29 protein-coding genes and 1 pseudogene are annotated in these 25080 nt (G+C 68.8%); 19 read left to right on the plus strand and 11 right to left on the minus strand.

The features are described from left to right. Positions 1–31: 31 nt before the first annotated feature. The 3 genes from ABT061_RS35620 to betA all read right to left on the minus strand — a co-directional run bounded on the left by ABT061_RS35620 (position 32) and on the right by betA (position 5115). Positions 32–2029: an ABC transporter permease gene (locus ABT061_RS35620; RefSeq protein WP_350926373.1), complete on the minus strand. Its 1998-nt coding sequence runs from the start codon at positions 2027–2029 to the stop codon at positions 32–34. Beyond that, positions 2026–3198: a quaternary amine ABC transporter ATP-binding protein gene (locus tag ABT061_RS35625; protein ID WP_502991551.1), complete on the minus strand. Its 1173-nt coding sequence runs from the start codon at positions 3196–3198 to the stop codon at positions 2026–2028. The genes ABT061_RS35620 and ABT061_RS35625 overlap by 4 nt, the downstream gene beginning before the upstream one ends. Before the next feature lie 276 nt (positions 3199–3474). Continuing rightward, positions 3475–5115, minus strand: a complete 1641-nt coding sequence (gene betA / locus ABT061_RS35630) for a choline dehydrogenase (protein WP_350926375.1) — start codon at positions 5113–5115, stop codon at positions 3475–3477. Between the two features lie 132 nt (positions 5116–5247). On the opposite strand from betA, the gene ABT061_RS35635 reads away from it, so the two are divergent. After that, a complete protein-coding gene (locus ABT061_RS35635; protein WP_350926377.1) occupies positions 5248–6045 on the plus strand; it encodes an IclR family transcriptional regulator in 798 nt (265 codons plus the stop codon). Here ABT061_RS35635 and ABT061_RS35640 read toward each other — a convergent pair. The 3 genes from ABT061_RS35640 to ABT061_RS35650 form a co-directional block, all read right to left on the minus strand. After that, the gene (locus tag ABT061_RS35640; RefSeq protein ID WP_350926379.1) at positions 6011–8299 is read right to left on the minus strand and encodes an FdhF/YdeP family oxidoreductase; all 2289 of its coding nucleotides are present in this window, start codon (positions 8297–8299) and stop codon (positions 6011–6013) included. The two genes, ABT061_RS35635 and ABT061_RS35640, sit on opposite strands and share 35 nt — an antisense overlap. Positions 8300–8370: 71 nt before the next feature. Beyond that, the gene (locus tag ABT061_RS35645; RefSeq protein ID WP_502991552.1) at positions 8371–9522 is read right to left on the minus strand and encodes an aromatic ring-hydroxylating oxygenase subunit alpha; all 1152 of its coding nucleotides are present in this window, start codon (positions 9520–9522) and stop codon (positions 8371–8373) included. A 46-nt stretch (positions 9523–9568) separates the two neighbouring features. Continuing rightward, positions 9569–9916: a bifunctional 3-phenylpropionate/cinnamic acid dioxygenase ferredoxin subunit gene (locus tag ABT061_RS35650; protein ID WP_350926383.1), complete on the minus strand. Its 348-nt coding sequence runs from the start codon at positions 9914–9916 to the stop codon at positions 9569–9571. Between the two features lie 211 nt (positions 9917–10127). Between ABT061_RS35650 and ABT061_RS35655 the strand changes: the two genes are divergently transcribed. The 3 genes from ABT061_RS35655 (at position 10128) to ABT061_RS35665 (ending at position 12116) form a co-directional block, all read left to right on the plus strand. Beyond that, complete coding sequence (locus ABT061_RS35655; RefSeq protein ID WP_350926385.1) at positions 10128–11363, plus strand: helix-turn-helix domain-containing protein; 1236 nt, start codon at positions 10128–10130, stop codon at positions 11361–11363. Between the two features lie 208 nt (positions 11364–11571). Continuing rightward, entirely contained in the window at positions 11572–11799 is a 228-nt protein-coding gene (locus ABT061_RS35660; RefSeq protein ID WP_350926387.1) for a hypothetical protein, read from the plus strand. Then, on the plus strand, positions 11796–12116 hold the full coding sequence (locus ABT061_RS35665) for a hypothetical protein (protein WP_350926389.1): 321 nt from the start codon (positions 11796–11798) through the stop codon (positions 12114–12116). Before ABT061_RS35660 ends, ABT061_RS35665 begins: the two co-directional genes overlap by 4 nt. A 141-nt stretch (positions 12117–12257) precedes the next feature. On the opposite strand, the gene ABT061_RS35670 is transcribed toward ABT061_RS35665, so the two are convergent. Then, positions 12258–12689 carry a hypothetical protein gene (locus ABT061_RS35670; protein ID WP_350926391.1) on the minus strand — a complete coding sequence of 144 codons (432 nt, stop codon included), beginning with the start codon at positions 12687–12689 and terminating at the stop codon, positions 12258–12260. A gap of 254 nt (positions 12690–12943) precedes the next feature. Between ABT061_RS35670 and ABT061_RS35675 the strand changes: the two genes are divergently transcribed. From ABT061_RS35675 to ABT061_RS35745, 15 genes and pseudogenes are all read left to right on the plus strand, one after another. Beyond that, a complete protein-coding gene (locus ABT061_RS35675) occupies positions 12944–13069 on the plus strand; it encodes a hypothetical protein (protein ID WP_350926393.1) in 126 nt (41 codons plus the stop codon). Positions 13070–13346: 277 nt separating this feature from the next. Then, the gene (locus ABT061_RS35680) at positions 13347–13841 is read left to right on the plus strand and encodes a methylated-DNA--[protein]-cysteine S-methyltransferase (RefSeq protein ID WP_350926395.1); all 495 of its coding nucleotides are present in this window, start codon (positions 13347–13349) and stop codon (positions 13839–13841) included. A 70-nt stretch (positions 13842–13911) separates the two neighbouring features. Continuing rightward, positions 13912–14382 (plus strand): RNA polymerase sigma factor, encoded by a 471-nt coding sequence (locus ABT061_RS35685; RefSeq protein WP_350926397.1) that lies wholly within the window; start codon positions 13912–13914, stop codon positions 14380–14382. After that, positions 14379–14996, plus strand: a complete 618-nt coding sequence (locus ABT061_RS35690) for a methylated-DNA--[protein]-cysteine S-methyltransferase (RefSeq protein WP_350926399.1) — start codon at positions 14379–14381, stop codon at positions 14994–14996. The genes ABT061_RS35685 and ABT061_RS35690 overlap by 4 nt, the downstream gene beginning before the upstream one ends. Beyond that, a complete protein-coding gene (locus ABT061_RS35695; RefSeq protein WP_350926401.1) occupies positions 14993–15733 on the plus strand; it encodes a 2OG-Fe(II) oxygenase in 741 nt (246 codons plus the stop codon). Before ABT061_RS35690 ends, ABT061_RS35695 begins: the two co-directional genes overlap by 4 nt. Next, complete coding sequence (locus ABT061_RS35700) at positions 15730–16020, plus strand: Ada metal-binding domain-containing protein (RefSeq protein ID WP_350926403.1); 291 nt, start codon at positions 15730–15732, stop codon at positions 16018–16020. The genes ABT061_RS35695 and ABT061_RS35700 overlap by 4 nt, the downstream gene beginning before the upstream one ends. Then, positions 16008–16532, plus strand: a complete 525-nt coding sequence (locus tag ABT061_RS35705; protein WP_350926405.1) for a hypothetical protein — start codon at positions 16008–16010, stop codon at positions 16530–16532. Before ABT061_RS35700 ends, ABT061_RS35705 begins: the two co-directional genes overlap by 13 nt. Beyond that, positions 16529–17200: an alpha-ketoglutarate-dependent dioxygenase AlkB family protein gene (locus ABT061_RS35710; protein WP_350926407.1), complete on the plus strand. Its 672-nt coding sequence runs from the start codon at positions 16529–16531 to the stop codon at positions 17198–17200. Before ABT061_RS35705 ends, ABT061_RS35710 begins: the two co-directional genes overlap by 4 nt. Before the next feature lie 4 nt (positions 17201–17204). After that, complete coding sequence (locus ABT061_RS35715; RefSeq protein WP_350926409.1) at positions 17205–17843, plus strand: DNA-3-methyladenine glycosylase I; 639 nt, start codon at positions 17205–17207, stop codon at positions 17841–17843. After that, positions 17825–18685: a DNA-3-methyladenine glycosylase family protein gene (locus ABT061_RS35720; RefSeq protein ID WP_350926411.1), complete on the plus strand. Its 861-nt coding sequence runs from the start codon at positions 17825–17827 to the stop codon at positions 18683–18685. The genes ABT061_RS35715 and ABT061_RS35720 overlap by 19 nt, the downstream gene beginning before the upstream one ends. A gap of 153 nt (positions 18686–18838) precedes the next feature. Beyond that, positions 18839–19336: a hypothetical protein gene (locus tag ABT061_RS35725; RefSeq protein ID WP_350926413.1), complete on the plus strand. Its 498-nt coding sequence runs from the start codon at positions 18839–18841 to the stop codon at positions 19334–19336. 411 nt (positions 19337–19747) lie between these two features. Then, positions 19748–20197 (plus strand): ester cyclase, encoded by a 450-nt coding sequence (locus ABT061_RS35730; protein ID WP_285704414.1) that lies wholly within the window; start codon positions 19748–19750, stop codon positions 20195–20197. Beyond that, positions 20198–20473, plus strand: a pseudogene (locus tag ABT061_RS35735) (glyoxalase/bleomycin resistance/dioxygenase family protein); the annotation flags it as partial. A gap of 146 nt (positions 20474–20619) precedes the next feature. Next, entirely contained in the window at positions 20620–20766 is a 147-nt protein-coding gene (locus ABT061_RS35740; RefSeq protein ID WP_350926415.1) for a hypothetical protein, read from the plus strand. Positions 20767–21110: 344 nt separating this feature from the next. Beyond that, positions 21111–22016 (plus strand): hypothetical protein, encoded by a 906-nt coding sequence (locus tag ABT061_RS35745; protein WP_350926417.1) that lies wholly within the window; start codon positions 21111–21113, stop codon positions 22014–22016. Here the strand turns inward: ABT061_RS35745 and ABT061_RS35750 are convergent. From ABT061_RS35750 to ABT061_RS35765, 4 genes are all read right to left on the minus strand, one after another. Next, positions 22013–22201 carry a hypothetical protein gene (locus ABT061_RS35750; RefSeq protein ID WP_350926419.1) on the minus strand — a complete coding sequence of 63 codons (189 nt, stop codon included), beginning with the start codon at positions 22199–22201 and terminating at the stop codon, positions 22013–22015. The genes ABT061_RS35745 and ABT061_RS35750 overlap by 4 nt on opposite strands. A 66-nt stretch (positions 22202–22267) precedes the next feature. Next, positions 22268–22588, minus strand: coding sequence for an Atu4866 domain-containing protein (locus tag ABT061_RS35755; RefSeq protein WP_350926421.1), 321 nt, complete (start codon positions 22586–22588; stop codon positions 22268–22270). Between the two features lie 217 nt (positions 22589–22805). Continuing rightward, positions 22806–24194 carry an amidohydrolase family protein gene (locus ABT061_RS35760; protein WP_350926423.1) on the minus strand — a complete coding sequence of 463 codons (1389 nt, stop codon included), beginning with the start codon at positions 24192–24194 and terminating at the stop codon, positions 22806–22808. Between the two features lie 103 nt (positions 24195–24297). After that, positions 24298–24879 (minus strand): flavin reductase family protein, encoded by a 582-nt coding sequence (locus ABT061_RS35765; protein ID WP_350926425.1) that lies wholly within the window; start codon positions 24877–24879, stop codon positions 24298–24300. Between the last annotated feature and the right edge of the window lie 201 nt (positions 24880–25080).

The raw sequence follows: 25080 nt of genomic DNA on the forward strand, positions 1-25080 counted from the left end.
GTCGGGGCGACGGGATCGCTGTCCGTCGTGTTCAGTGGACGCCGTGCGCCTCGGCGTCCGCCCGCCGCGCCGCCGTCCTGGTGATGCGCTCCAGCATGATCCCGAGTACCACGATCGCCACGCCCGCCGCGAGCCCCTTGCCTCGTAGCTGCAGCTGGGAGAAGCCCGCCACCACGTCGTAGCCGAGCGCGCCCGCGCCGACCAGGCCGCCGACGACGACCATGGCCAGCACGTAGATGAGTCCCTGGCAGGCCGCGAGGGTCACCGCGCTGCGTGCCATCGGCAGCTGCACCTTGGTGATGAGCTGCCAGGTGTTCGAGCCCGCGGCCGTGGCGGCCTCCACCGCGCTCGGGGAGACCCCGCGGATGCCGTCCGCGGTGAGCTTGATCGCGACCGGCGCGGCGTAGACGACCGCGGCGGTGATCGCGGTGACCCGGGTCGCGCCGAACAGGCCGAGGATCGGCACCAGGTAGACGAACGGCGGCATGGTCTGCCCGGCGTCCAGGACGGGCCGCACCAGCTGGTCGACGCGGTCGCTGCGCCCCATCCAGACACCGAACGCCACCCCGAGGATCATCACCAGGACCGTGGCCACGAGCGTCGAGGCCAGCGTCACCATGCTGTCCTGCCACAGGCCGAGCAGCACGAGCAGGGCGAGGCAGGCCGCGGTGACCAGCACGACCCTGACGTTCGCCAGGATGGCGGCGAACGCGATCATCACCGCGGCGACCAGCCACCACGGCGAGTCGGTGAGCAGCGCCTCGAACGGGTTGAGCAGGCCGTAGGAGACGGCGTTCTTGAACGCGCCGGTGTAGGCGGCCAGGTTGTCCTGCACCCACAGGGTCGCCGCGTCGACGCCCCGGCGGACGTACGGCCCCAGGTTCGCCTCGCTCGGGAACTCCGCGGCCCACACGTAGGTGTGGGAGAGATAGACCAGCACACCGGTGCCCGCCAGGACGGCGCCGATTCCGGCACGGCGGCGACCGGGCCCCCGCGAGCGGCCCGCCCGGTACCGGGTCTCGACGCGCCTGCCGGCCGCGGAGGTGACCCGGTCGAGCACGATGGCCATGATGACGATGGCCAGGCCCGCGTTGAAGGCGCTGCCGACGTCGAGGGTCTCCAGCGCCTTGACGACTGTCTTGCCCAGCCCCGGGGCGTCGATCAGCGCGGCGATGGTGACCATGCAGAGCGCGGCCATGATGGTCTGGTTGACACCGACGATGATGGTCCGCTTGGCCAGTGGCAGCCGTACCTTGCTCAGCAGCTGCCAGGCGGTGGAGCCCAGCGAGGTGCCGGCCTCCAGGATCGCGGGGCGCACCTCGCGGATACCGTGCGCGGTGATGCGGATCGCGGGCGGCGCGGCGTAGATGACCGTCGCCACGGTGGCGCTCGCCGGGCCGATGAGGAAGAACAGGGTGAGCGGCGCGAGGTAGACGAACGTCGGCATCGTCTGCATGAAGTCGAGCACCGGGGTGACCAGGCGGTTGAACCGGTCGTTCACCCCGGCCCAGACGCCGAGCGGGATACCGATCAGCAGCGAGATCACGACCGCGGCCAGGGTGAGGGCGAGGGTGTCCATACTCTCCTCCCACAGGCCCAGCAGGCCGAAGGAGGCGAAACCGGCCGCGGTCAGCACCGCGACCCTGAGGTTGCCCCAGAGCAGCGCGACCGCCGTGGCGACGGTGACCACGCCCAGCCAGCCGATGACCGGCAGTGGCCGCCCGAAGGACGGCCGGCTGATCAGCGCCTGGACGAACGTGACGGCCTCATCGAGGAAGAGCCGGATGTAGTTGACGAAGTACAGGAAGAACGGATTGTCGTTCCTGCTGTTGTCGACGACCTCGCTCGCCTCGTTGATCCGCACGTGCAGCGGCGTCAGCTCCGCGCCGCCGAGCTGGAAGGTGTCGCGCCCCTGGACGAACACCCAGACCAGCACCCAGGCCGCGACGACGGCGGCCAGCAGGTAGCGGCGCGGCCAGGCGGGCAGGCGCCGCAGACCACCGGCCGGGGTGGCCCTGGTGGCCGTCACCCCTGCTCCCCTGACCTGGCCGGCGCGGCGGGCCTGCCGGAATTCTCCTCGGTGAGCAGCGCGGGGGTCTCCCGCGGGGGTGCCGCGGGGTTCTTGTCGGGAGAGGGCTCGGTGAGTACTCCCAGGAGTTCCTCCGCGGTGACGACGCCCAGCAGCTCGTCACCGTCGACGACCCTGACCGGGCTCGTCGCGCGCAGGATCGTGTGCACGGCGTCGCGCACCACGACGTCCGGGGAGACCTGTGGCCCGTCCAGGGGCTCGTCCCGCCGGGGTGGGCGCGCGATCCAGCGGGTCGTGAGCACGTGCGAGCGGGGCACGTCCCTGACGAACTCGCGCACGTAGTCGTCCACGGGCGCCCCGACGACCTCCTCAGGCGTGCCCAGCTGGACGAGCTCGCCGTCGCGCATGATGAGGATGCGGTCGCCGAGCTTGAGCGCCTCGCTCAGGTCGTGCGTGATGAAGATCATCGTCTTGCCCACCTCGCGGTGCAGCCGGATGACCTCGTTCTGCATGTCCCGCCTGATCAGCGGGTCGAGCGCGGAGAACGGCTCGTCGAAGAAGAGCACGTCGGGATCCACCGCGAGCGCCCTGGCCAGCCCGACGCGCTGCTGCATGCCGCCGGAGAGCTGGTCGGGGTAGGAGTCCTCGGAGCCGGAGAGCCCGACGAGCTCGACCATCTGTCTGGCCCGCTCGTAGCGGGCCTCCTTCCGGGTCCCGCGGATCTCCAGCCCGTAGGCCACGTTGTCCAGGACCCGCCGGTGCGGCAGCAGCCCGAAGTTCTGGAAGACCATGGCGAAGCGGTGGCGGCGCAGCTCGCGCAGCTGCCTGTCACCGGCCTTGCGGATGTCCGCACCGTCGAACAGCACCTCACCGGCCGTCGGCTCGATGAGCCGGGTCAGGCAGCGTACGAGGGTGGACTTGCCCGAGCCGGACAGGCCCATGACGACGAAGACCTCCTGGGGCCGCACGGTGAAGGAGACGTCGCGGATCGCGGTCACACAGCCCGTACTGGCCCTCAGCTCGCTTCGCGAGAGCTCCTGGAGCGGGGTTCCGACGACCCTGTCGGCACGCGGGCCGAAGACCTTCCAGAGACCGCGCACGTCGAGGACGGTCCGCTGATCCTCCGCGACGAGATCTCTCCTGTCGCCGTCGAGGTGGAGATCTGACACGAAGGGGCATCCTTCCGGTCATCGCGTAGCTCGTTGCGTATGGCGCATCGGAACGCTTAGCGAGGAACAGAATCGACCCTTTTCCTTCACTCAGTCAAGGCTTTACGAGCTTCGTTACCATGCCAGCTCAATCGTAAGAAACCCACCCCCGCCATTACCTGATCGGTGAACAGGCACAACGGCCGGTTACCCGAACGACTTCTTCAGGGCGCGGGCGAGCGGCACCCCGGCGAGAGTCCGACATGCCAGGTGAAAGCGGACCGAACGGGCTTACGGTCAGCGGGCGGAGCCGTCGCGATGCCGGTAGAAGTCGACGTGCTCGGCGGCGAGCGGGGTGTTGCCCAGGATCAGGTCCGCCGCCTTCTCCGCCACCATCATGACCGGCGCGTAGATGTTGCCGTTGGTCACGTACGGCATCACCGAGGCGTCCACCACACGCAGTCCCTCGAGGCCGTGCACCCGCATGGAGAGCGGGTCCACCACGGACATGTCGTCGACGCCCATCCGCGCGGTGCACGAGGGGTGCAACGCGGTCTCGCCGTCCCTGGCCACCCAGTCGAGGATCTCCTCGTCGGTCTCGACCCCGGGCCCCGGCGACAGCTCTCCCGCGTTGAACTCGTCCATGGCCGGCTGGTTGAGGATGTCCCGGGCGACGCGGACCGCCTCCACCCACTCGCGCCGGTCCTGCGCGGTGGACAGGTAGTTGAAACGGAGCGCCGGGTGGACCCGGGGATCGGTGCTCCTGATCTTCACCGAGCCTCGGGAGTCCGAGTACATCGGCCCGATGTGCACCTGGTAGCCGTGCCCGCCCGCCGGAGCCGAGCCGTCGTAGCGGACCGCGATGGGCAGGAAGTGGAACATCAGGTTGGGGTAGTCGACATCGTCGTTGCTCCGGGTGAAGCCGCCCGCCTCGAAGTGGTTGGTCGCACCGGGACCGCTCCGCGCGAACAGCCAGCGCGCGCCGATCCACGGCCGGTTGCGCCACTTCATCGCGGGCTGCATGGAGACCGGCCGCCTGCAGCCGTACTGGATGTAGACCTCCAGGTGGTCCTGGAGGTTCTCGCCGACGCCCGGCAGGTCGTGCACGACGTCGACGCCGAGGGCGCCCAGCTCGGCGGCGTCGCCCACCCCGGAGAGCTGGAGCAGCTGCGGTGAGTTGATCGCGCCGCCGCAGAGGATGACCTCGCCCGCGCGGACCGTCCGGCCGTCGTACTCGACGCCGACGGCGCGCTTTCCCTCGAAGAGGATTCCGGTGACGAACGCCCGCGTTCTGACCTCCAGGTTGGGGCGCTTCGCGACCGGGTGCAGATAGGCGCGGGCGGCGGACAGCCGGCGCCCCCTGCTGATGTTGCGGTCGAACCGGGCGAAGCCCTCCTGGCGGTAGCCGTTGACGTCGTCGGTCAGCGGGTATCCGGCCTGCTGCACCGCCTCGAAGAAGGCCCCGAACAGCGGGTTGCGCACCGGTCCGCGTTCCAGCACGAGGGGCCCGCCCCGCCCGCGCATCGGGTCGGCGGGGTCGGCGGCCAGGCAGTTCTCCATGCGCTTGAAATACGGCAGGCAGTGGGCGAAGTCCCAGGTCTCCATGCCGGGGTCGGCGCCCCAGCGCTGGTAGTCCAGCGGGTTGCCCCGCTGGAAGATCATGCCGTTGATGCTGCTTGAGCCACCCAGCACCTTGCCCCTGGCGTGGTAAATGCGGCGGCCGTTCATGTGCGGCTCGGGCTCGGAGGCGTACTTCCAGTCGTAGAGGCGGTTCCCGATGGGGAAGGGCAGCGCGGCCGGCATGTGGATGAAGACGTCCCACGGGTAGTCCGGGCGACCCGCCTCCAGCACCAGCACCCGGTTGGCGGGGTCGGCGGAGAGCCGGTTGGCGAGGGCGCTTCCGGCCGAGCCACCTCCAACGATGACAAAGTCGTACATGTCCGCCTCGCCTCGCTCAAGCAGGAACAGTGTTCGAAATTGTAGCTAATGGCGCAATAAGGTGCACTATTCGCAACGGATATTGTCGTCCCCGATGACGTTCGTTCCCTTTCCAGCACCTACAGTTGCGCTATGGGCAACGATCCTCTCGGCGGTCGCACCGACAGCAGCGGTGGAGTCCAGTCCGTCGACCGGGCCATCACCATCCTGGAGATCCTCGCCGAGCGCCGCGAGGCCGGGGTGAGCGAGATAGCCCAGGAGATATCGGTGCACAAGTCGACGGCGTTCCGGCTGCTGGGCGCGCTGGAGGCGCGCGGCCTGGTCGAGCAGGCGGAGGACCGGGGAAAATATCGCCTCAGCTTCGGCCTCATCCGCCTCGCGGGCGGGGTGGCCTCCCGGCTCGACCTGACCCAGCAGAGCCGCCCGGTCTGCCGTCGTCTCGCCGAGGAACTCGGCGAGACGGTCAACCTGGCGGTGCTGCGCTCCCATTACGCGGTCAACCTGGACCAGGTACGCGGGCCCGCGGCGGTCACCACGCACAACTGGGTCGGCCAGCTCACCCCGCTGCACGCCACCTCCAGCGGGAAGGTCCTGCTGGCCTACCTCGACGAGGCGCACCGGACCCGGCTGGTCACCGCGGCCGGCCTGGAGCGCTACACCCCGAGCACGATCACCTCCGCCGCCGCCCTGGACAAGCAGCTTCTCCAGGCCCGCGAGCGGGGTTACGCGGTCACCGTCGAGGAGTACGAGATCGGCCTGAACGCCATCGCCGCACCCATCCGCTCCTACGACGGTGAGATCGTCGCCGCGGTCAGCGCGTCAGGCCCCGCGTACCGCTTCGGCGAGGACCGGCTGCACGAGCTGGCACCGCTCGTGATCGCCGGCGCCCGCGACATCAGCCATCGCCTGGGGTACGCCGGACGAGCCTGACCACCACGCTCTTGGAGGTGGGGGTGTTGGAGGTCTCCGCGACCGAGTCGAGCGGCACGAGCACGTTGGTCTCCGGGAAGTACGCGGCGCAGCAGCCGCGCGCGGTCGGGTAGGCGACCGCGCGGAAGGACTCCGCCCTGCGCTCCCCGTCGGGCCACTCGCTGACCAGGTCCACCATGTCCCCGTCGGCCAGATCCCGCTCGGCCAGGTCGTCGGCGTGCACGAAGACCACCCGGCGGCCGTTGCGCACGCCCCGGTAGCGGTCGTCCATGCCGTAGATCGTGGTGTTGTACTGGTCGTGGCTGCGGACCGTCTGGAGCAGCAACCGCCCCGGCGGCACCCGCAGCACCTCCAGGTCGTTGACCGTGAAGTTGGCCTTGCCCGTCGCGGTCGGGAAGCGGCGCTCGTCGCGGGGCGCGTTGGGCAGCGCGAAGCCGCCGGGAGCCCGGACCCGGACGTTGAAGTCGTCGAATCCGGGCACCACCCGGGAGACGCGGTCGCGGATCGCGTCGTAGTCGGCCGCGAACTCCTGCCACGGCACGTGCGGGTCGTCGCCGAACAGCTCCACGGCCAGCCGGCAGACGATCTCCACCTCGGAGAGCAGGTCGTCGGAGGCGGGCCGCAGCTTGCCCCGCGAGGCGTGCACCATGCCCATGGAGTCCTCGACCGTGACGAAACGATCGCCGTCGCGTTCGGTGCGCCCCAGCGTGGGGAGGATGAGCGCCTCGCGCCCGCACACGGCGTGCGAGCGGTTCAGCTTGGTGGAGACCTGCACCGTCAGCCTGGCCCGGCGCATCGCCTCCTCGGTCGCCGCCGTGTCGGGGGTGGCGGACACGAAGTTGCCGCCCATCGCGATGAAGACCTTCGCCTGCTCGGAGCGGAGCGCCCTGATCGCCTCCACGGTGTCGAAGCCGTGCTCGCGGGGCGGCTCGAAGCCGAACTCGTCGCGCAGCGCGTCCAGGAACCGGGCCGGTGGTTTCTCGTAGATGCCCATGGTGCGGTCGCCCTGGACGTTGGAGTGGCCCCTGACCGGGCAGACCCCCGCGCCCGCGCGGCCCACGTTGCCACGGAGCAGCAGGAAGTTGACGACCTCCCTGATGGTGGCGACGGAGTTCTTGTGCTGGGTGAGCCCCATCGCCCAGCACACGATCACCGACTTCGCGCCCAGCACCTCCCGTACGGCCTCCTCGATGGCCGGGCGGTCCAGCCCGGTCGCCTCCTCGACCTCCGCCCAGTCCAGGGAACGCAGGTCCTCGGCCCAGTCGTCGAAGCCGTGGGTGTGCGCCTCGACGAAGTCACGGTCGATCACGGTGCCGGGGGCGGCCTCCTCGGCTTCGAGCAGCAGCAGCGACATCGCCTTGAAGAGCGCGAGGTCACCGTTGAGCCGGATCTGCAGGAAGCGATCGGACAGCGTCGTACCCTTGCCCACCAACCCCGACGGCCGCTGCGGGTTCTTGAAGCGGAGCAGTCCGGCCTCGGGCAGCGGGTTGACCGCGACGATCCGGGCGCCTTCACGCTTGGCCCGTTCCAAGGCCGAGAGCATGCGCGGGTGGTTGGTGCCGGGGTTCTGACCGACCACGAAGATCAGGTCGGCCCGGTACAGGTCCTCCAGCGAGACCGTGCCCTTACCGATGCCGAGGGTCTCGTTGAGCGCCGAGCCGCTGGACTCGTGGCACATGTTGGAGCAGTCGGGCAGGTTGTTGGTGCCGAACCTGCGCACCAGGAGCTGGTAGGCGAACGCGGCCTCGTTCGAGGTGCGCCCCGAGGTGTAGAAGAGCGCCTCGTCCGGGCTGTCCAGCGCGCGCAGTTCCCGCGCGATCAGGGAGAACGCGTCATCCCAGCTCACCGGCACGTAGTGGTCGGAGCCCTCGGGCTTGTGCATCGGCTCGGTGAGCCGCCCCTGCTGGCCCAGCCAGTATTCGGTGTGCCCGGCCAGGTCGTCGACGGTGTGCCGGGCGAAGAAGTCACGGGTGACCCTGCGGACCGTGGCCTCCTCGGCCACCGCCTTCGCGCCGTTCTCGCAGAACTCGAACGGGCTGCGGTGCTCGCCCTCGGGCCAGGCGCAGCCCGGGCAGTCGAAGCCTTCCTTCTGGTTGACCCCGGCCAGGGTGAGAAGGGTGCGGCCGACACCCATCTGGGCGTTGGCGGTCAGTAGCGATCGGGTCACCCCTGGTATGCCCGCTGCCCACTCCTTGGGAGGCCCGATCTCAATGCCGTCCTCGTTGACGTCGTCGCGCGGAGCCTTCCTGGCCATCCTCGCGTCTCCTTCCCTCACCCTGACCCCGTGAATTGCGGGTCGGGCACACTATAGGCGCCTTCCCGCCGTCAGCCGGCCCCGGTCCCCAGCTTGCCGATCACCCAGTCGTGGAAGGCTCCGATGTGGTGCTCGCTGGGCACCAGGACCCCGCCCCGGGCGTACGCGCGGGAGTTCATCGCGGGCTGGCACCTCTCACAGGCCGCGAAGTCCTGCTCGTTGACCCGGTGGAAGAGCTCCACGGACGGGCCGAGATCGGTGCCCGCGTCCACGACGTCCTTGCGGAAGAGCCAGTCGCACTCCACGATCGTCCGGTCGGCCGCCAGCGGGAACATCCGGTGCAGGATCACGTGGTCGGGCACCAGGTTGACGAAGACCTGCGGCTTGATGGTGATCGCGTAGTAGCGGCGGTCCTGCTCCTCGCCGACTCCGGGGATGCGGTCCACCCCCGCCGAGCCGTCGACGGTGAACCCCTGGATCTCCTCGCCGAACTCCGCCCCGTGCCCGACGAAGGACTGCGCCGCGTACCCGTCGGCGAACTCCGGCAGCACCTCGGTGAGCTCGGGGTGGATGGTGGCGCAGTGGTAGCACTCCATGAAGTTCTCCACGATGAGCTTCCAGTTCGCCCGCACGTCGTAGACGATCCTGCGGCCCACCGCCAGGTTAGCGATGTCGTAGCTCTCGATGGCCCGCTCGTCGCCCAGCCGGGCCGTCGCCTCGCCGATCACGTCCGCCTCGAACGACGGCGGCTCGTCGGCCAGGCAGACCCACACGTACCCGATCCACTCGCGCACGGCCACGTTGACCAGCCCGTACTCGACCCGGTCGAGGTCGGGCATCTTCGTCAGGTTCGGCGCGGCGATCAGCCTGCCCTCAAGGTCGTAGGTCCAGGCATGGTACGGACACTGGAAGGCCCGCTTGACCTCGCCGGACTCCTCGGTGCGGATCCGGGCGCCGCGGTGACGGCACACGTTGAGGAAGGCCCGGATCGAGCCGTCCCTGGCCCTGGTGACCAGGACGCTCTCCCGGCCCACCTGGACGGTTCTGAAGGCCCCCGGCTTTCCCAGATCGGAGGCACGGACGACGCAGAACCACATCGACTCGAAGACGCGGGCCTGCTCCAGGGCGAAGACGTTCTCGTCGGTGTAGTAGCCGCCGGGCAGGGTGGCGATCACGCTGGGCGGCAGGCTTCTCGCGGTCACGATCGCTCCCTGGTCTGCCATGTCGACGGGTTGGGGCGGCCGTTGCCGGGGAGGGCGCGCGCCGGCGTCATGCGGTACCCGCGCGCACGCCGGGCGGCAGGTTCGGCGGCTCCTCGGAGGGCACCACGTAGACGGTGTCGTCGGAGACCACCACCCGGTGGGTGCGCAGCGGCAGCTTGGCAGGGGGGCTGCTCGGGCGTCCCGTCCGCAGGTCGAAGCTGGAGGCGTGCAGGGGGCACTCGATCTCACACCCCTCCAGCCACCCGTCGGAGAGTGAGGCGTCCTGGTGGGTGCAGGTGTCGTCCACGGCGTAGATCTCGCCGTCCTCGGTGTGGAAGACAGCGATGGGCGGGTCGACGTCGAGCCGATGGGCCTCACCCGGAGGAAGGGCCGTGAGGGGGCAGACAGGGATCATCGCAACAAACCCCGGTTTCGTAAAGCAGAACAAGCAGCGCTATACGCAACAGCGTGACCTCCGGAAATCCCACTGTCAAGGGTCTTCCCCATGGTCACGCGAAGGCCGAGTGGCGCACCCGCCATCGCCGCTCAACCGATCCGCACGACGTTCCCCTGACACACCAAAGGCTCCGCACGTAGCCTGAGGCTGTAAGGACCGTTACAGATACGTGTGGGGCCTGCTCATGCGCGACGGCAGTACGAATGGCCCAGCCGCCGAAGAAGCTGTCGGGCGGCGGATCGCCCAGGCTCGCAAGCTGCGTGGTCTGACGCAGCAGCAACTCGCTGACCGAGTGCCCTGTTCCAAGAGCCTGATCGCCCAGGTCGAACGGGGGCACAAACCGGCCACGCAGGCCCTTATCACCGCTGTGGCGCGGACCCTGCGGATCGAGCTCGGTGAGCTGACCGGCCAGCCGTACCGTGACCCCGGCACGCGAGAGGACCGGATCCACGAGTGCGTCCCGCAGCTCCGACGAGCACTCCTGTCCTGGGACCTGCCCGACGAGGACGTCCCACCGCCGCCGACAGAGCAGCTCCGCGCGGACGTGCGGCGCGCGTCCGCACTGGGCAGGCAGGCCCGGTACATCCAGCTCGGGGAGATGCTTCCGGGCCTGCTGGAAGAGCTGACGCGAGCCGTTCACGCCAGCGAGGGAGCCCGACGTGACGAACTTTTCGGGCTGCTCTCCGAGGCGTACACCGGGGTGACGGCGATCGCCTACACGCTGGGCTACTTCGACCTGCGGGGCCTCGCCATGGATCGCGTGGCATGGGCGGCCCAGGCGTCACAGGACCCGCTGCGGGTCGCCCGCACGCAGTGGCAGCGTTCGACGCTGTTCCTGGCGACGGCCACCTACGACAAGGGGCTGATCCTCCTGGATCGGATACGGCGCGAGGTCGGCGAGGACCTCGGCCGGCTGACCGCCGCCGAACTGAGCGTGTACGGCGCGGCCCATCTCCGATCCGCGATCTTCGCTGCCCGTGCGGCTGACCGGCAGACCGCGTTCGACCACATCGAACACGCCCGCGAGGCCGCCCGCGTACTGGGCCAGGACGCGAACCACTACGGCCTGGAATTCGGCCCCTCCAACGTGATCATGCACGAGGTCGCAGCCGCAGTGGAGATGTACGACGGCGGCGAAGCAATCCGCCGCGCTCAGCACACAGCACTCTCTCCAGCGGTCGCACCTGTCCGGCTCGGCCACCACTACATCGACCTGGCGCGCGGCTGGCTCTACCACGGCAACCGCCAGAAGGCCCTGGAGACACTGCTCGCCGCCCGTCGGGCCGCCCCTCAACAGACCCGCAACCATCCGATGGTCCGCGAAACCGTCCGAATGCTCGTCAACCTCGAACGACGACGTCCCCGAAGCCTCAGCGGCTTCGCGAGCTGGCTCGGCCTACCGTAGCGAATTCGAGTTTCACGAACCTGTGATACTTCGCCGTCCCCCGCGACGGCCACGCTGTCCGCATGCACCGCGCAGCGATGACCCCGTCTTCTTACCGGCCGCCCGGCCCGTACGACGCCCCCCTCCACACCCTCCTCACCTCACAAAACGGGCCTGTTCAACCATGCGAGCGACCGGACGGGCCCTTGATCGGATGGAGGTCCAATCAATGACCGATGCTGAATCCACCACCATTCCCGGTTGGCGGCTGATCCTCAGTGACGCCGGACGACTGTGGGCCAGCCGGGAGAGGCCCTTCTGCGCCCTGGCGTTTCACGCCGGAGCCGAACGGACGGTCGACGCCGACAGCCTTGAGGCCCTGCGCGCCGAGACCGACCGACAGGAGGCCATCGCACGACAGGCGCGGCAGCGGGCCGCCGGGCAGGTGATCTCGTGATCCGGCGACGCCTTGCCCGCCCTCGCGGTCGTCACCGCGACGGCGTGCCCCCCGGTTCGGTCCCGCACTACACCTGGGACCACGAAGCCCGCACCGAGGCCGCGATACTGCAGATCACCTGGCCCGGCTGGGCCGTGCTGTACGGCACCGGCAGCCGTCTCTTCCACGCCATCGCCACCTGGCCCACCCCCGAACCGCTGCTGCTCTGCGACCGCACCATCGAGGGACTGAAAGCCCAGATGCGCGAGGCCGAGACGACCTCGCTCCTCCACCGCTGGGCCCTCACCTCCACCTCGGCCAGTATCGGCTACTTCTGATTCCCCGACCTGGGCCGCCGTGCCGCAAGCGACGTACCCCGCGAGCGCGAGGAAGCTCCCGTGCGGTGCGTGACGCGGGCGGGCTCAACCACCGCCCGGCCCGCCCGCGTCCCCAGGCAGGGGCGGTCTCGCCATGCTTGCTCACTCCGCACCCTCGACTTCGGGGTCGCCGGCGAGTATGCGTGCGGCCGCCACGTCGTTCTCGTCCCAGCCCCAGTGACCGTCGCGTTCCCCGGCCTGTTCGTCGATCCATCGGTTGTGGGCCTCCCACGCCGCCTGCTTGCTGGTTCCCAGGGCGGCACCGATCTGTGACCACGAGGCGCCGGCTCGGCGGGCGGAGCGCACGGAGAGCTGGCGTCCATAGCCCGCCTTCCGCGCGATCACCTCGCCCAGCGCGAGAAGCTCCAGCGCCTCGCCCCGGGTCAGGGGCTCCGCGTCGGGGTCGGGCGGTGTGAGCGCGGGGTCGTCCTCATCGGCCGGTGCGGCCAGGGCGTCACGGGTGCGTAGCGCGTCGTAGCGCGCGGCTGCGGTCAGCAGCGTGAACCGGCGTTCAAGCTCGTCAGGAGTGGACATGGTTCGAGTATTTCGTCAGGCTACCTTGACGTCAAGGTAGCCTGACATATCGGGCCCCCGCCCTGATCAGCTCCGGCGGGACGCGGTCAGCGTCAGCGTCAGCGTCGGCGTCGGCATCGGCATCGGCATCGGCATCGGCAGGACGGGAAAGCCCGGCCGTACCGCGGCCAACGTCACGGCGAGAGGCCCCCGGCGTCCCCGAAAGCGCGCCGGGCGGTCCGTACAGCACCCGTCGGCCGGACCCTGTCCCGGGCGTGCGGACGGCCTCCGATGAGCCGTCCTGGATCGTTGGTGCCGGTTACTGGTTGCCGGTGACCTTCAGGGGCCAGGAGACCAAGTCCACGAGCGTGTCGTTCGCCGTCCTGTACAGCTTCTCGTAGGGCACGGGAGCGGCTGGTCCGTCGCATTCTGCGATTGGAAGGGCACGGCGGGCCAGGATGCCTACGAGTCGCTGTTTGCCGAGATCAGTGTGCGAGTCGTCTGCTTCCCCTACGCCGCGGGCGTGTCGAGCACGCTTCTTCGCGAGAAGCTCCGCAGGCTTCCTACAGCCGCCTAGCACGGCGACCGGCAACGACACCATCTGAAATCTCACGTTCTGCGAGCGGCGCACGTCTACCAGCCAGGAGAAGGGAAACGCAGATGAGCACTCGACACATCGTGATCGAGACCCGCCTTGGACCGATCACGCTCGTTGCAAAGGGCGAGACGATTGCCGGCCTGTACTTCAGGCACCATGTCCGCCGGCCCTCGCAGGAGACGTTCGGCCCCGAGGTGGCCGGCTCCACGGACCCGCTGCTGAACGAAGCTGCCCGACAGCTGCGCCACTACCTGGCGGGTCGGCGCAGGCAGTTCGATCTTCCGCTCGCCGCCGAGGGTGACGCGTTCCAGCACGCCGTCTGGGACATCGTGAAGAGCATTCAGTGTGGTGACACGACCACCTACGGTCGTATCGCCGAGCAGGTCGGAGACCGCAGTCTCGCGCAACGGGTCGGACAGGCCGTGGGTGCGAACCCGCTGTGCGTCTTCGTGCCGTGCCACCGCGTCGTCGGCTCCAATGGTTCCCTCACCGGATACGCCGGCGGACTGGAACGCAAGCAGGCGCTACTGGAGCTTGAGGAGCCGCCTGCGGTCAGCGCTGGACGGTTGTTCTGACCGTAAACCTCACGTTTGTCACCGAAAGTATGTCGTCAATGGGATGGATATGAAACAACCGTTCGAGAACGTGGTCGCGCAGCACGGCGCAACCGTGCTGCGCGTCTGCCGGGTCGTCCTCGGCCCGCACGACGCGGACGACGCATGGTCGGAGACCTTCCTCTCCGCCCTGCGCGCCTATCCCGACCTGCCTGAGACGGCGAACGTGGAGGCATGGCTCGTGACGATCGCGCATCGCAAGGCGATCGACGTGCTGCGTGTCGCGAAAAGGAATCCCCTGCCCGTCGACGAGGTACCGGAAGCACCGACGGGGCGGGACATCCCGGACTCTGGGGACTCTGACCTGTGGGCCGCGGTGAAAGGGCTCCCGAGCAAACAACGCCAGGCTGTCGCCTACCGCTATGTGGCGGGGCTGGCATACGCCGAGATCGCGGAGATCCTCGGCGGCACCGTTGAGGCGGCCCGAAGAGCCGCCGCAGACGGGCTCAAGAATCTCAGGAAGAAATATCCGGGCGCGATCACAAAAGGAGCATCATCATGAACGACATTCGCCACGATGACGACATGACCGCCCTGCTGTCGACGCCTGTGGACGCCGGCACTCTCAGTCGGCTCCACCGCCGTCTGGAGCAGGCGGCAGAGCGAGCCAATCTCGTCGATGTCGCTTACACCACCATCGACTCACCTGTCGGCAAGTTGCTGCTCGCCGCCACCCCGGAAGGGCTGGTCCGCGTGGCGTACGCCCGCGAGGACCACGATCGAGTCCTGGAAGCCCTCGGCCAGAAGCTCAGCCCGCGCATCCTGCGCGCCCCGAAGCGGCTGGACGAAGTGGCTCGCGAGATCGACGAGTACTTCGCCAAGCACCGCCAGGTCTTCGACCTGAAACTGGACCTGTCCCTGTCTCGCGGATTCCGGCGCCTCGTGCAGACGCATCTGCCCGAGATCGGGTACGGCCAGACCCGCAGCTACCGAGACATGGCCGAGCTCGTCGGCAACCCCAAGGCCGTCCGAGCGGTGGGCACCGCCTGTGCGACCAACCCGCTGCCGATCGTCGTCCCGTGCCACCGTGTGCTGCGTACCGACGGCACGCTCGGCGGTTACATCGGCGGACTCGAAGCCAAGACCACGCTGCTGAATCTGGAGGCCGCGGCATGAACACCGCGAAGACGACCCGGAGGAAGACGGATCGGTGGTACAGCCGCGTCGAGTCCGGCGACTGGGAGGCGATCACCACAGAGGTCAACGAGTACGGCGGCGCACTGCTGCCGCAACTGCTGACCCCGGAGGAGACCGTGGAGATCAGGGAGCTGTACAAGCAGGACGGCCTGTTCCGCAGCACCGTCAACATGGGCCGGCACCGCTTCGGTGAGGGCCAGTACCGATACTTCAACGCGCCGTACCCGGAACCGATCGAGCGGCTCAAGCAGGCGCTGTACCCGCGGCTGCTTCCCATCGCCCGCGACTGGTGGACCAAGCTCGGCCGGCCCGCACCGTGGCCGGACTCGCTTGATGAGTGGCTTCAGATGTGCCACGACGCCGGCCAGACGAAGCCTTCGGCGATCCTGCTCCACTACGGCGAGAAGGATTGGAACGCTCTGCATCGCGACCTGTACGGCGACCTCGTGTTCCCGTTGCAGGTCGTGATCAACCTCAACGAGCCCGGCGTGGATCACACGGGTGGCGAGTTCCTGCTGCTGGAACAGCGCCCGCGCGCCCAGTCGCGGGGCACGGCCACGCTGCTGCCGCACGGTCACGGATACCTCTTCACCACCCGCGACCGCCCCGTCAAGTCCGCCCGCGGATGGTCCGCCGCGCCGGTTCGGCACGGCGTATCCGCCATCCGGTCCGGCGAACGTCACACCCTCGCTCTCGTCTTCCATGACGCCGCATGAGCGACGCAACGAAGACGTACACCCTTCTGGGGGCGGACGGCCGTCCCTATCGGTCTGCGGTCAAGGGGCTGTGGGGCGGCCATCGCGGCTCGAAGATCTACGGGCGACTCGATTGTCCCGCCGCGCTGCGCGCCATCGCTCGCGGCGGCTACGTGAAGCACCGGGTCTTCTTCGCTGACGAGGCCACGGCGGTCGCCGCCGGGTTCCGCCCCTGCGGAGCCTGCTGCAGGGACCGCCATCAGACGTGGAAGACCACCCGGGAGAACGGCGAACGATGGAAGCCCTGACCAGCCCCTTACTGAAGGCGTCAGCGAGTCATGACGCGGACCTGACGGCTACGGATGCCGAGGTCGCGACCGTCATCAGAATTGCTCGCGACCGCCGTGCCCGCAATATCGTGATCGGCTCCGGCCGCACCCCTCACGCCCTTGCGACCTCACGCCTGATCGAATCGGCCTGGGATCGCACAGGAGGCGGAACTCTCGATACGATCACCTGGCCCGAGACCGGGGCCTCCTGGCTGCGTCACGCGTCACGGTTCGCCGCCGCCGACCCCGACCTGTGGGTGATGGTCGGGCCGGCAACCGGCTGGGCACAGATGACCCGGCGGCTGCTGTGGTCGACTCCCTGGAGCCCCGCACGCACCCTCGCGACCACCGGAATCGGCGACCCGCGCACTCTCGCACTCGTCGGACTGACCAATCTGGACGGCCTGACCGGCGCAAACGCAGACGGTACCTCCTGGCTCGTTGCGCACGATTCCCTCGTGCACCTCACACACACGGAGGGCAAGCGATGACAGCACTGTTCACTCCGGAGATCCCCGAGCGTGACGGAGGAGAGGTCGCCCCGGGCGCCATCCTGGTCCCTGATTGGCTGACTCGGGAACAGCAGAAGTGGATCGTGGGTCAGTTCCGCGAGTGGGTGCAGGGCCCTGTCCCCATCCGCGCCGCGAAGGTCCGCGGACACGAGATGTCGGTGCGCACAGTATGTCTGGGCTGGCACTGGCAACCGTACAAGTACACGCGAGAGGCCACCGACGTGAACGGCGCCCGTGTCCTTCCGTTCCCCGACTGGATGATCCGCCTGGGACGGGATGCCCTCAAGGCCACTGGCCACGACGCAGCCGCGATCCGCTCCTATACGCCCGACACCGCGCTGGTGAACTACTACGACGCGGAGGCCCGGTTGGGAATGCACCAGGACAAGGACGAGATCTCCCGCGCCCCGGTCGTATCGCTGTCCATCGGCGATAGCTGCACGTTCCGATTCGGCAACACGGAAAGCCGCGGCAAACCCTATACCGACGTGCTGCTGGCCTCCGGCGACCTCTTCGTCTTCGGCGGACCCGCCCGACTGGCCTACCACGGTGTCACCAAGGTGCACGAGAGCACCGCCCCCGAGGGATGCGGACTCAGTCGCGGCCGGATCAACATCACGATGCGCATGACCGGGCTTGACGGGTGATCGAATGACACAGGATGCAAGCAGCACCACCGCCGACCCCGGCGTCGTCGTCGGGGACGACGGGCTCGCCCGGCCCGCATGGGCAGCCGCTGCCCCTCTGCTGCGCGACTACTACGACACAGAGTGGGGCATGCCGGTCACGGACGAACGCGGCGTCTATGAGCGCGTCAGTCTCGAAGGATTTCAGGCGGGACTGTCCTGGGCAACGATCCTCCGCAAGCGACCCGCATTCCGTGCGGCGTTCGACAACTTCCTCCCGGACGCGATCGCTGCGTACACCGAGACCGATGTCGAGCGGTTGATGGCCGACGTCGGCATCGTGCGCAACCGGCAGAAGATCCAGGCGACCATCACCAATGCCCGCGCCACCATCACGCTGCGTGAGGAGATGGGCCTGGCCGAGCTGGTGTGGTCCTTCCGACCCGAGAGCACGCCCTGCCCCCAGACCTTTGCAGAGATCCCCACGAAGTCCGCCGAGTCGGTCGCGTTGTCAAAGGAGCTGCGCCGACGCGGATTCGCCTTCGTCGGCCCGACCACCATGTACGCGCTCATGGAGGCGATCGGCATCGTCGACACCCATCTGCTCGGCTCGCATCGACGGGGCAGCTCTGGAATCTGGACATCGTGCCCCTCCTACACCTGATCCCGAACGGTCCCACCGACTTTGAGATCGCTCTACGGATGCTGGCTGCCCACGCGATCCCAGGAGCCGAAGAAGTCGACATCCCGGGCCGCACCTACACCCGGCTTCTGACCCACGCAGGAGGCCCTGCACGGGTGAAGATGACCTTCGCCGAGGATGGGGTCGTCGCGAACCTCCCTGACGAGGTGCCTGACCCCGACGGCATCGCGGTCGCGATTCGACGCTGGCTGGACCTCGACTCCGACACCGAGCGGATCGCCGATCACCTCACCACGGACCCGCTGATCCGGCCGCTGGTCGAGCGCCGGCCCGGCATCCGGCTCATTGGCTACCCCGATGAGTTCGAGGCGGTGGCCGCGACGGTCATCGGCCAGCAGGTCTCACTCGCCGCGGCCCGCACCTTCATGGGCAGGCTCGTGGCCGCCTATGGGACGCCGATAGCCGGTCTGCACGCTCTCCCGGCACCACGGGATCTCGCGGCGATTCCCGACGCGGAACTGCAGGCGGCCGTCGGCCTCACCGGCGCGCGGACCCGCACGCTTCGGGCCGTCGCCGAGAAGTGGGCGAACGGATTCACGCTCGCGCAACTCACTGTCGACGAGGCGCGTCGCGCCCTGCTTGCGCTCCCCGGCATCGGCCCTTGGACCGCGGACTACCTCACAGTGCGCGCGATGCAGCATCCAGACACCTTCGCTCCCGGCGACTTGGTCGCCCGCAGGGCGCTTGGAGCCGTCACCGTTGACCGGGCGCGGACCATCGCTACGGCGTGGGCACCGTGGCGCTCCTACGCGCTCATGCATCTGTGGGCGGACGTCGCCTACGGCGCGGCCAGGCCGGACTGACGCGATCCTGAAGCCAGGCCCCAATCTCACGTTCCTGTGCGACCCGGCGTCTTCCACGTGCCGGGAAGCAATCGCCCGGCATGGCTGACATCAGTCAGCTCAGCATGCCCGCGGCCGTCACGCGCCCGGCGGTCGCGGGCACCGCTGCTACAGATGGGCGTGCAGGGGACAATGCGAATGACCAGTCGGCAGGACAAGGAATACGACCTGACCGACTTCGACGCCGACAACTACTGGATCGAGACGCACCGCACGACCGCTGCCACGTACTACTTCCCGAGTCTCGCGGACAAGAGCGCCCGATCGGCTCAGCTCGGCATGGCGGTCGGAGACCTCCTCCAATCCGCCATGATCTGCGGTGGCATCGACGTGATGCCCTTCACGATCCGCGACAAGAGCCTCGTCGTCGTAGCGTGCAGAGGCTACGAGACCGTCGGCATCTCGATCATCGACCCAACCGGCGATGTCCCACGCGACGTCGTGACATGGATGAAGCCGACCCACGCGGCGTGGGTGGAGCAGGTGCTCAAGATCGAACTTCTGCGTAACGCCCGCGAGGCGAACATCGACCGAGTGATCGTCCGGGATGGCACGGCGACAGAGGCCATCTACACGGCCCTTGGCCTGCACCCCATCGAGGTGACCGCATGACCGAGGCATCACGGACGCCCACGCCCCCACCGGATTAGACCGGACGCGTCTGCACATCGAAGAGGAGATTCCTGTCGCAGCAGGCTTCGCCTCTTCAATCCGTGGTCGTTCAGCGGCCCGACTCGCGAATGCTCAGCACCGCGTTCGACACCCCGACGTGGACCAACCTGTAATGGCGCCACCGCGGGCTTACGACTGCCATGAAGTTCCATTCGCATGACGTGTGCAAAGCCGGAAGCAGTGCGCTCGGGACTCCCTCCGACAGGGCCGCTCGGTCGTTCCACTAGACACCCGGCCTTCGCCCGTGAATCTTCACCGCCAATCTCACGTATCGGCTTCGACCAGCGTCTTCGAAATGTCACCACGCCTGCTGGCGGACCGGTGGCGGCTACCGACAGAAAGGACAAACCCATGTCGCTCGAGAAGAACAAGGCCATTGTCGGCCGATGGTTTACGGAGTTCTGGGGCAACCCCTTCAACCCCGACATCATCGACGAGCTCGCCGCTCCGGACATCCGGTTCGAGTACTCGCTGCACAAGCCCATGCGCGGTCGCGACGAGGTGCGCGAGTTCGCGACCAATTTCCGCACCGCGTTCCCGGACCTCAACTTCTGGGGCACCGCGGACCTCATCGCCGAGGGCGACTACGTCGTCGGCCAGTGGGAGGGCGGCGGCACGCACACCGGGCCGATCATCTTCGATGACCTTCCCATCGGCTCCGCGCCGGCGGCGTCCGGCAAGACGCTCCGCTTCACCGGCACGACGGTGCTCAAGATCCAGGACGGTCTCATCGTCGAGGAGCTCGGGCTCGACGACGGTGTGAAGGTCCTTCAGCAGCTCGGAATCATCCCTACCGCCTGAGCTGAGCGCCCGCTCAAGCTGGTGCTCATCGAGGGCGAGGAGGGTCAGGACATCCGCATGGACCACCTCGGCGTCGAGGTCACCGACACCGCCCAGCGGCTCACCGAGGCCGGGCTGGCCACCTTCACCGAGAACGACACCTCCTGCTGCTATGCCCTGCAGGACAAGGTCTGGGTCCACGGCCCCGGCAACGAGCCCTGGGAGGTGTATGTGGTCAAGGCCGACGCCGACACGCTCGGCAAGTCGGCCAGCACATCGGCCACGGCCCAGGACGCGACTACCGCGCCGTGCGTGTGCGGTCAGGCCACGGAGCAGCCTGGCGGGCGGGATGTCCCCGCCCGCCGGGCGAGGTTGGCTGAGGGCTGGAACCTTTCCAGGCGGTCGCCCCGGTTGGCCGCGATCACGCGGACGAGGCGGACGGCTTGCCGCAGCCGGTGACCGTCGGGGATCTCGACGCCGGCCGCGATTTCGGCATAGCTGACCTCGCGCCCGTGGTTGCAGCGCAGCCAGATCATTACGTCGGCGACGTCGTTCTCGGCCTGCGTGAAGCCCATCGCGTCGCGCCGTGAGGTCCGCCGGGATGTCTGCCGGCTGCTCACGGCGGCCCGCCGTTCTCGTCCATGAACTTCGCCAGGGCGGCGTCGTCCAGGGCGGAGCCGGTGGCGATGGCCTCGGCGCGATCGGCGAGGAATACGAACGAGCGGCATTCCCGAAAGCCACGGGTCGATCATCTGCAAGTCCTAAGGCTTCGCCGCCGCCCTGGGCCGCGGACATCGCGGGCCGGCCGAACACCTCCAGCGGCATCGTGGCCGCCCACGGTGTCCTTGATTACCGAGCTTTCCTGTCCACGCAGGTTCCGGGCGGCTATGGTGCGTCGTACCCGATTTGATCTAGGTCGCAGGAGCGTGCGGTGGTGAACGGGAGGGAACCCGACTGGGCGTACGTGGCCAGATCCCTGGTCAAGGTCCTGGCCGTCACCGCGGCGCTGTTCCTGGCCTTCAGCGCGGTCGACCGGGTTCTGTGGGTGTTCATCGACTTCGACGACGAGCGGACGGCTCGGGTGTACGGCACGGCCGCCCGCGTCGCGAACCCGGACAAGCGCCTGTTCTACGGTTACAGCGATGGCGGGAGACTGCTGGAGACGACCTACACGCTGTGGGGGGAGCCGCGCCGGGCCGGTCCCGGCGAGGGAGAGACGAAGTACGAGATCGTGGAGAACCTGTTCGGCGCCGTCCGGGCCCCCTCCCTCGACGGGCCGTCCGGCAGTCTGGCCGACGCGATCGCTTTCGTGGAGGCGGATCCCGACGTCGCCAGGGAGCCGACGGAGGAGGCCCGGAAGACCATCGACGGGCTCCCCCAGACGCTCGACGCCGTCGCGGTCATGGAGTTCACGCACCCGATGACCACCGATCTGCTCGTCGCCTTCAACCGGAGGCACAAACTCTGCGGAGGGGGAGGCGTCTCCTATATCTATTCCCCGTCCTACTACGACGATTCCAGCGGCGACCCCCCGTTGAACGCGGTCGTCTGGAACCGCGGCATGACCAAGGAGCACAGCTGGGAGGAACTCAACTATCAGTGCGAGACCGAGCCCGAGGCGGCGCTGGCGGAGTTCCGCAGGTGGGTCGGACTGCTTGACGAAGGGGACGACCTCGACGAGTTCGGGTTGAGCCACGGTTGGCTCTCGGGGGCGGCCGAGGAGGGCGTCGTGTACGGGCTCGTCGTCGACCACTGGAAACTCGCCGACCTGCGCAGGCTCCTCGACGACCCGGAGGTGCAAACGGTTCACCTCGCCGACGTCGCCTTCGACCTCGGCTAGTTGTTCAGATCCGCGATGTTGGTCGGATCGAAGGGGCGGCCCCGGTCGGCTGCACCATCGTCCGCGTTGCGGCCGACTGGGGGTGCGAGGGCGGTGGTGGAGGGTCGTGGAGCTGTGGCGCACCCGGCGGTCACTATGAGCGCCAGGGCCGCGCAGGCCGTGGAGGTCAGCACGTTGCGTGGCATGGCTTGTCCTTTCTGCGGGCGCGGTGTGCGGGGGTGCAAGGCTCACCAGGCGGTTGGTGCTGGTGTTCAGCTCTCGCGGTAGAGCACCAGGTGCTCGTGGTAGAGAACGCCGTCACGAACATCACCGGTGGCGGTGAAGCCCAGGTCGTCGAGGTAGTCGATGTGGGTGCCGGTCACGGTGTAACGGCCGGTGTAGGCGCGCTTGCGGCCGTCGCGTTCCTCTTCGTAGCGGCCATCGGACAGGAGTTCCTGGCGAATACGGCCGTCGGCGGTGACCCACATGCCGATGTACGGGTGGGTGGCAGGCGTCGACCGGTCTCCGCTGGGAGCGGCGCACGCGAGCAACATGGCGAACAGTCCGAGGAGCTGAAGGGGGCTTTTGAACATGGGCTGGAATCCTTTGGAGCGGAGGCGGAGGGGTGAAGGGGCCGACCGGAGTGCCATTGGGATCGGCGATGCGGATCACGGCGATGTCGGCGCGCTCGCCGGGTGTGAGAGTCCCGGTCGCGCCGGTGGCGGTGAAATCGGCTCGGCCGGGCCGGCTCGCCGTCGTTCGGGTAGGCGCCGCAGGTCAGGCCGGTCCCGGGTGGCGGGCCTGCGCCGGTCATGATCGGGTGTGCCGGTACCCGGCGGCGGCCAGGACGCGGTCGCGCGAGGCGCGCACGTCCTCGCGCAGTCCGGCCAGGTCGATGTCGAGGACGGTACCGGCCCACTTGCGAACCTGGCCGGCGATGAGGACTGTGTCGATGTTGCGCGGGTCGGAGCCGAGCACGAGGGTGCCGATCGGGTCGTTGAGGGGCATGTTGTTGAGGTCCTCGGCGCGGATGACGAGCACGTCCGCCTGCTTGCCTGGGGTGAGAGAGCCGGTGATGTCACCGAGGCCGATGCTCCTGGCGCCCTGCAGGGTGGCGAAGTCGAGCACGTCGTGCACGCCGATCCGGGTGGGCGGCTCGCCGGTGCCGTAGGCGGCGTTGACGGCCCGCATGCGCTGGATGGCGTGCAGGGCGCGCATCTGCGTGAACATGTCGCTGGCCAGCGCGACTTCGACGTCGATGCTCAGGCTCGGCCGGATGCCGACGGCGAGCGCCTCGTCGACGGCCGGGACGGCACTCTCCAAGCCGATCTGGGCATCCGAGGTCGGAGCGAGGGAGACCGCGGCGCCAGTGTCGGCCATCGCCTGCCATGCCTGCGGGGTCAGGCCCGTGCAGTGGATGAGGGCGACGTCCGGTCCGAGCAGTCCTTGCTTGGCCCAGCCGAGGATGGCCTCGGAGGAGGGCAGGCCGAAGACGGCGTCGATGCTGACGCCGATACCGAGGTCACGGGCGGTGCGGGCGAGGCGTTCGCCGTAGGCGAGGTCGGGGCCGGCGATCTCGCCGGTGGCGAGTGTGGCCAGGCGCAGGGTGAGGAGCCCACTGCTGGAGGTGAAGTAAGTGTCCTGGAGCCGGGTCAGGTCGGCGGGCCATTGGCCGTCCCAGTCGCCGAAGTGCGGGCGCATCGAGGCGTGCACGCCCCGGATGCCGCTGTCGATCAGCGCCCGGATGGCGGCGTCGGAGTGGGCGGCGGTGCGGGAGTTGTGGGAGAAGTCCAGCATGGTGGTTATGCCGCTGTCGATGGCGGTCAGCGCGGCCAGCTTCGTTCCGATGTACATGTCCTGCGGCTGGTACGCCGGAGCGATCCCGGCCAGGGTGGAGGTGACGTACTCGCCGAGGTCGTTGACGTCGGGCATGATCCGGCGCAGTTGGGCCTCCCAGGCGTGCCGGTGGGTGTCGACGAAGCCGGGGGCCAGGACGGCGCCGGTGACGTCGATGATCAAGGCGTCCTCGGCCTGGAGGTCCGGGCCGACGGCGGCGATCCGGTCGCCTTCGATGAGCAGGTCGGCACGAGGCATGACGCCGAGGCCGGGGTCCATGGTGACGACGGCGGCTCCGGTGAGCAGGATGCGACGCCCGGGGTCGGCAGCGCGGCGGCGCAGTTCGTCCAAGATTGTGGTCATGGTGGGCTTCCTTCGAGAGCGTGGAGGGTGACGGCTCGTGCCGAGGGGGCGTGAGCCGAGAAGAGGGTGACGAGGCCGGTACGGCCGGCGCATCCGGTCGGTGTCAGTCGTGAGTCAGGTACCGCCACTTGGTCATGCGATGCCGCAGGTCCAAGGTGGTGGCGTTGCCGGCGAAGGTGCCGTTGCCGCGGTGGTGGAACTCGCCCGTTCCGCGCCTGCCGGGATCGATCCAGGCTCGCTCGCCCTTGAGGATCCACAGGTTGTGGTCGTCGACGAGCCGGTCGTCGGCGACGGTGCATTCGATGTTGGCGAAGCACTCGGTGACGAGCGGTGCCCGTACCACGGCGCCGGGTGCCGGGGTGAAGCCGAACCGCTGCCATTTGTCGACGTCGCGGCCGGAGACGTTGCCGACGTCGACCACGCGTTCGGCCAGGTCGATGGAAGGGATCGCGATGACGCACTCGCCGGTGGTGCGCAGCGCGTCGTAGCTGTGGTCCCAGGGGCCCAGAATGAGCCCGATGAGGGCGCCGTGGGCAACCGGCATGTTGAAACCGTTGGTCATCAGGTTGGCGCGCCGGCCGTCGAAGGTGGACACCATGATGACCGGTCCGGGTTCGATCAGCCGGTGCACGTGCTCCAGCGGATACTCCACGAAGTCGGGGTGGCCGGCGTCGACGGTGGTCATGGTCGGAGCCTTTCGTCGCACGGTGTGATGGCGGGTGTCGTGGTGTCGGGGGGGGGGGGGGGGGGCCGCCGGGGGGGGGGGCCCCCCCCCCGGGGGGGGGGGGGGGGGCGGGGGCCCGCGCGGGCAGACAGGCCCCGCCCCCCCGCTAACAAACCCAAACCACCAAACCCAACCTCTAGAAGATGACGGCCACAGCGAGGG

It is taken from the genome of Streptosporangium sp. NPDC002544 (genome assembly GCF_040295965.1).
Classification (GTDB): Bacteria; Actinomycetota; Actinomycetes; order Streptosporangiales; family Streptosporangiaceae; genus Streptosporangium.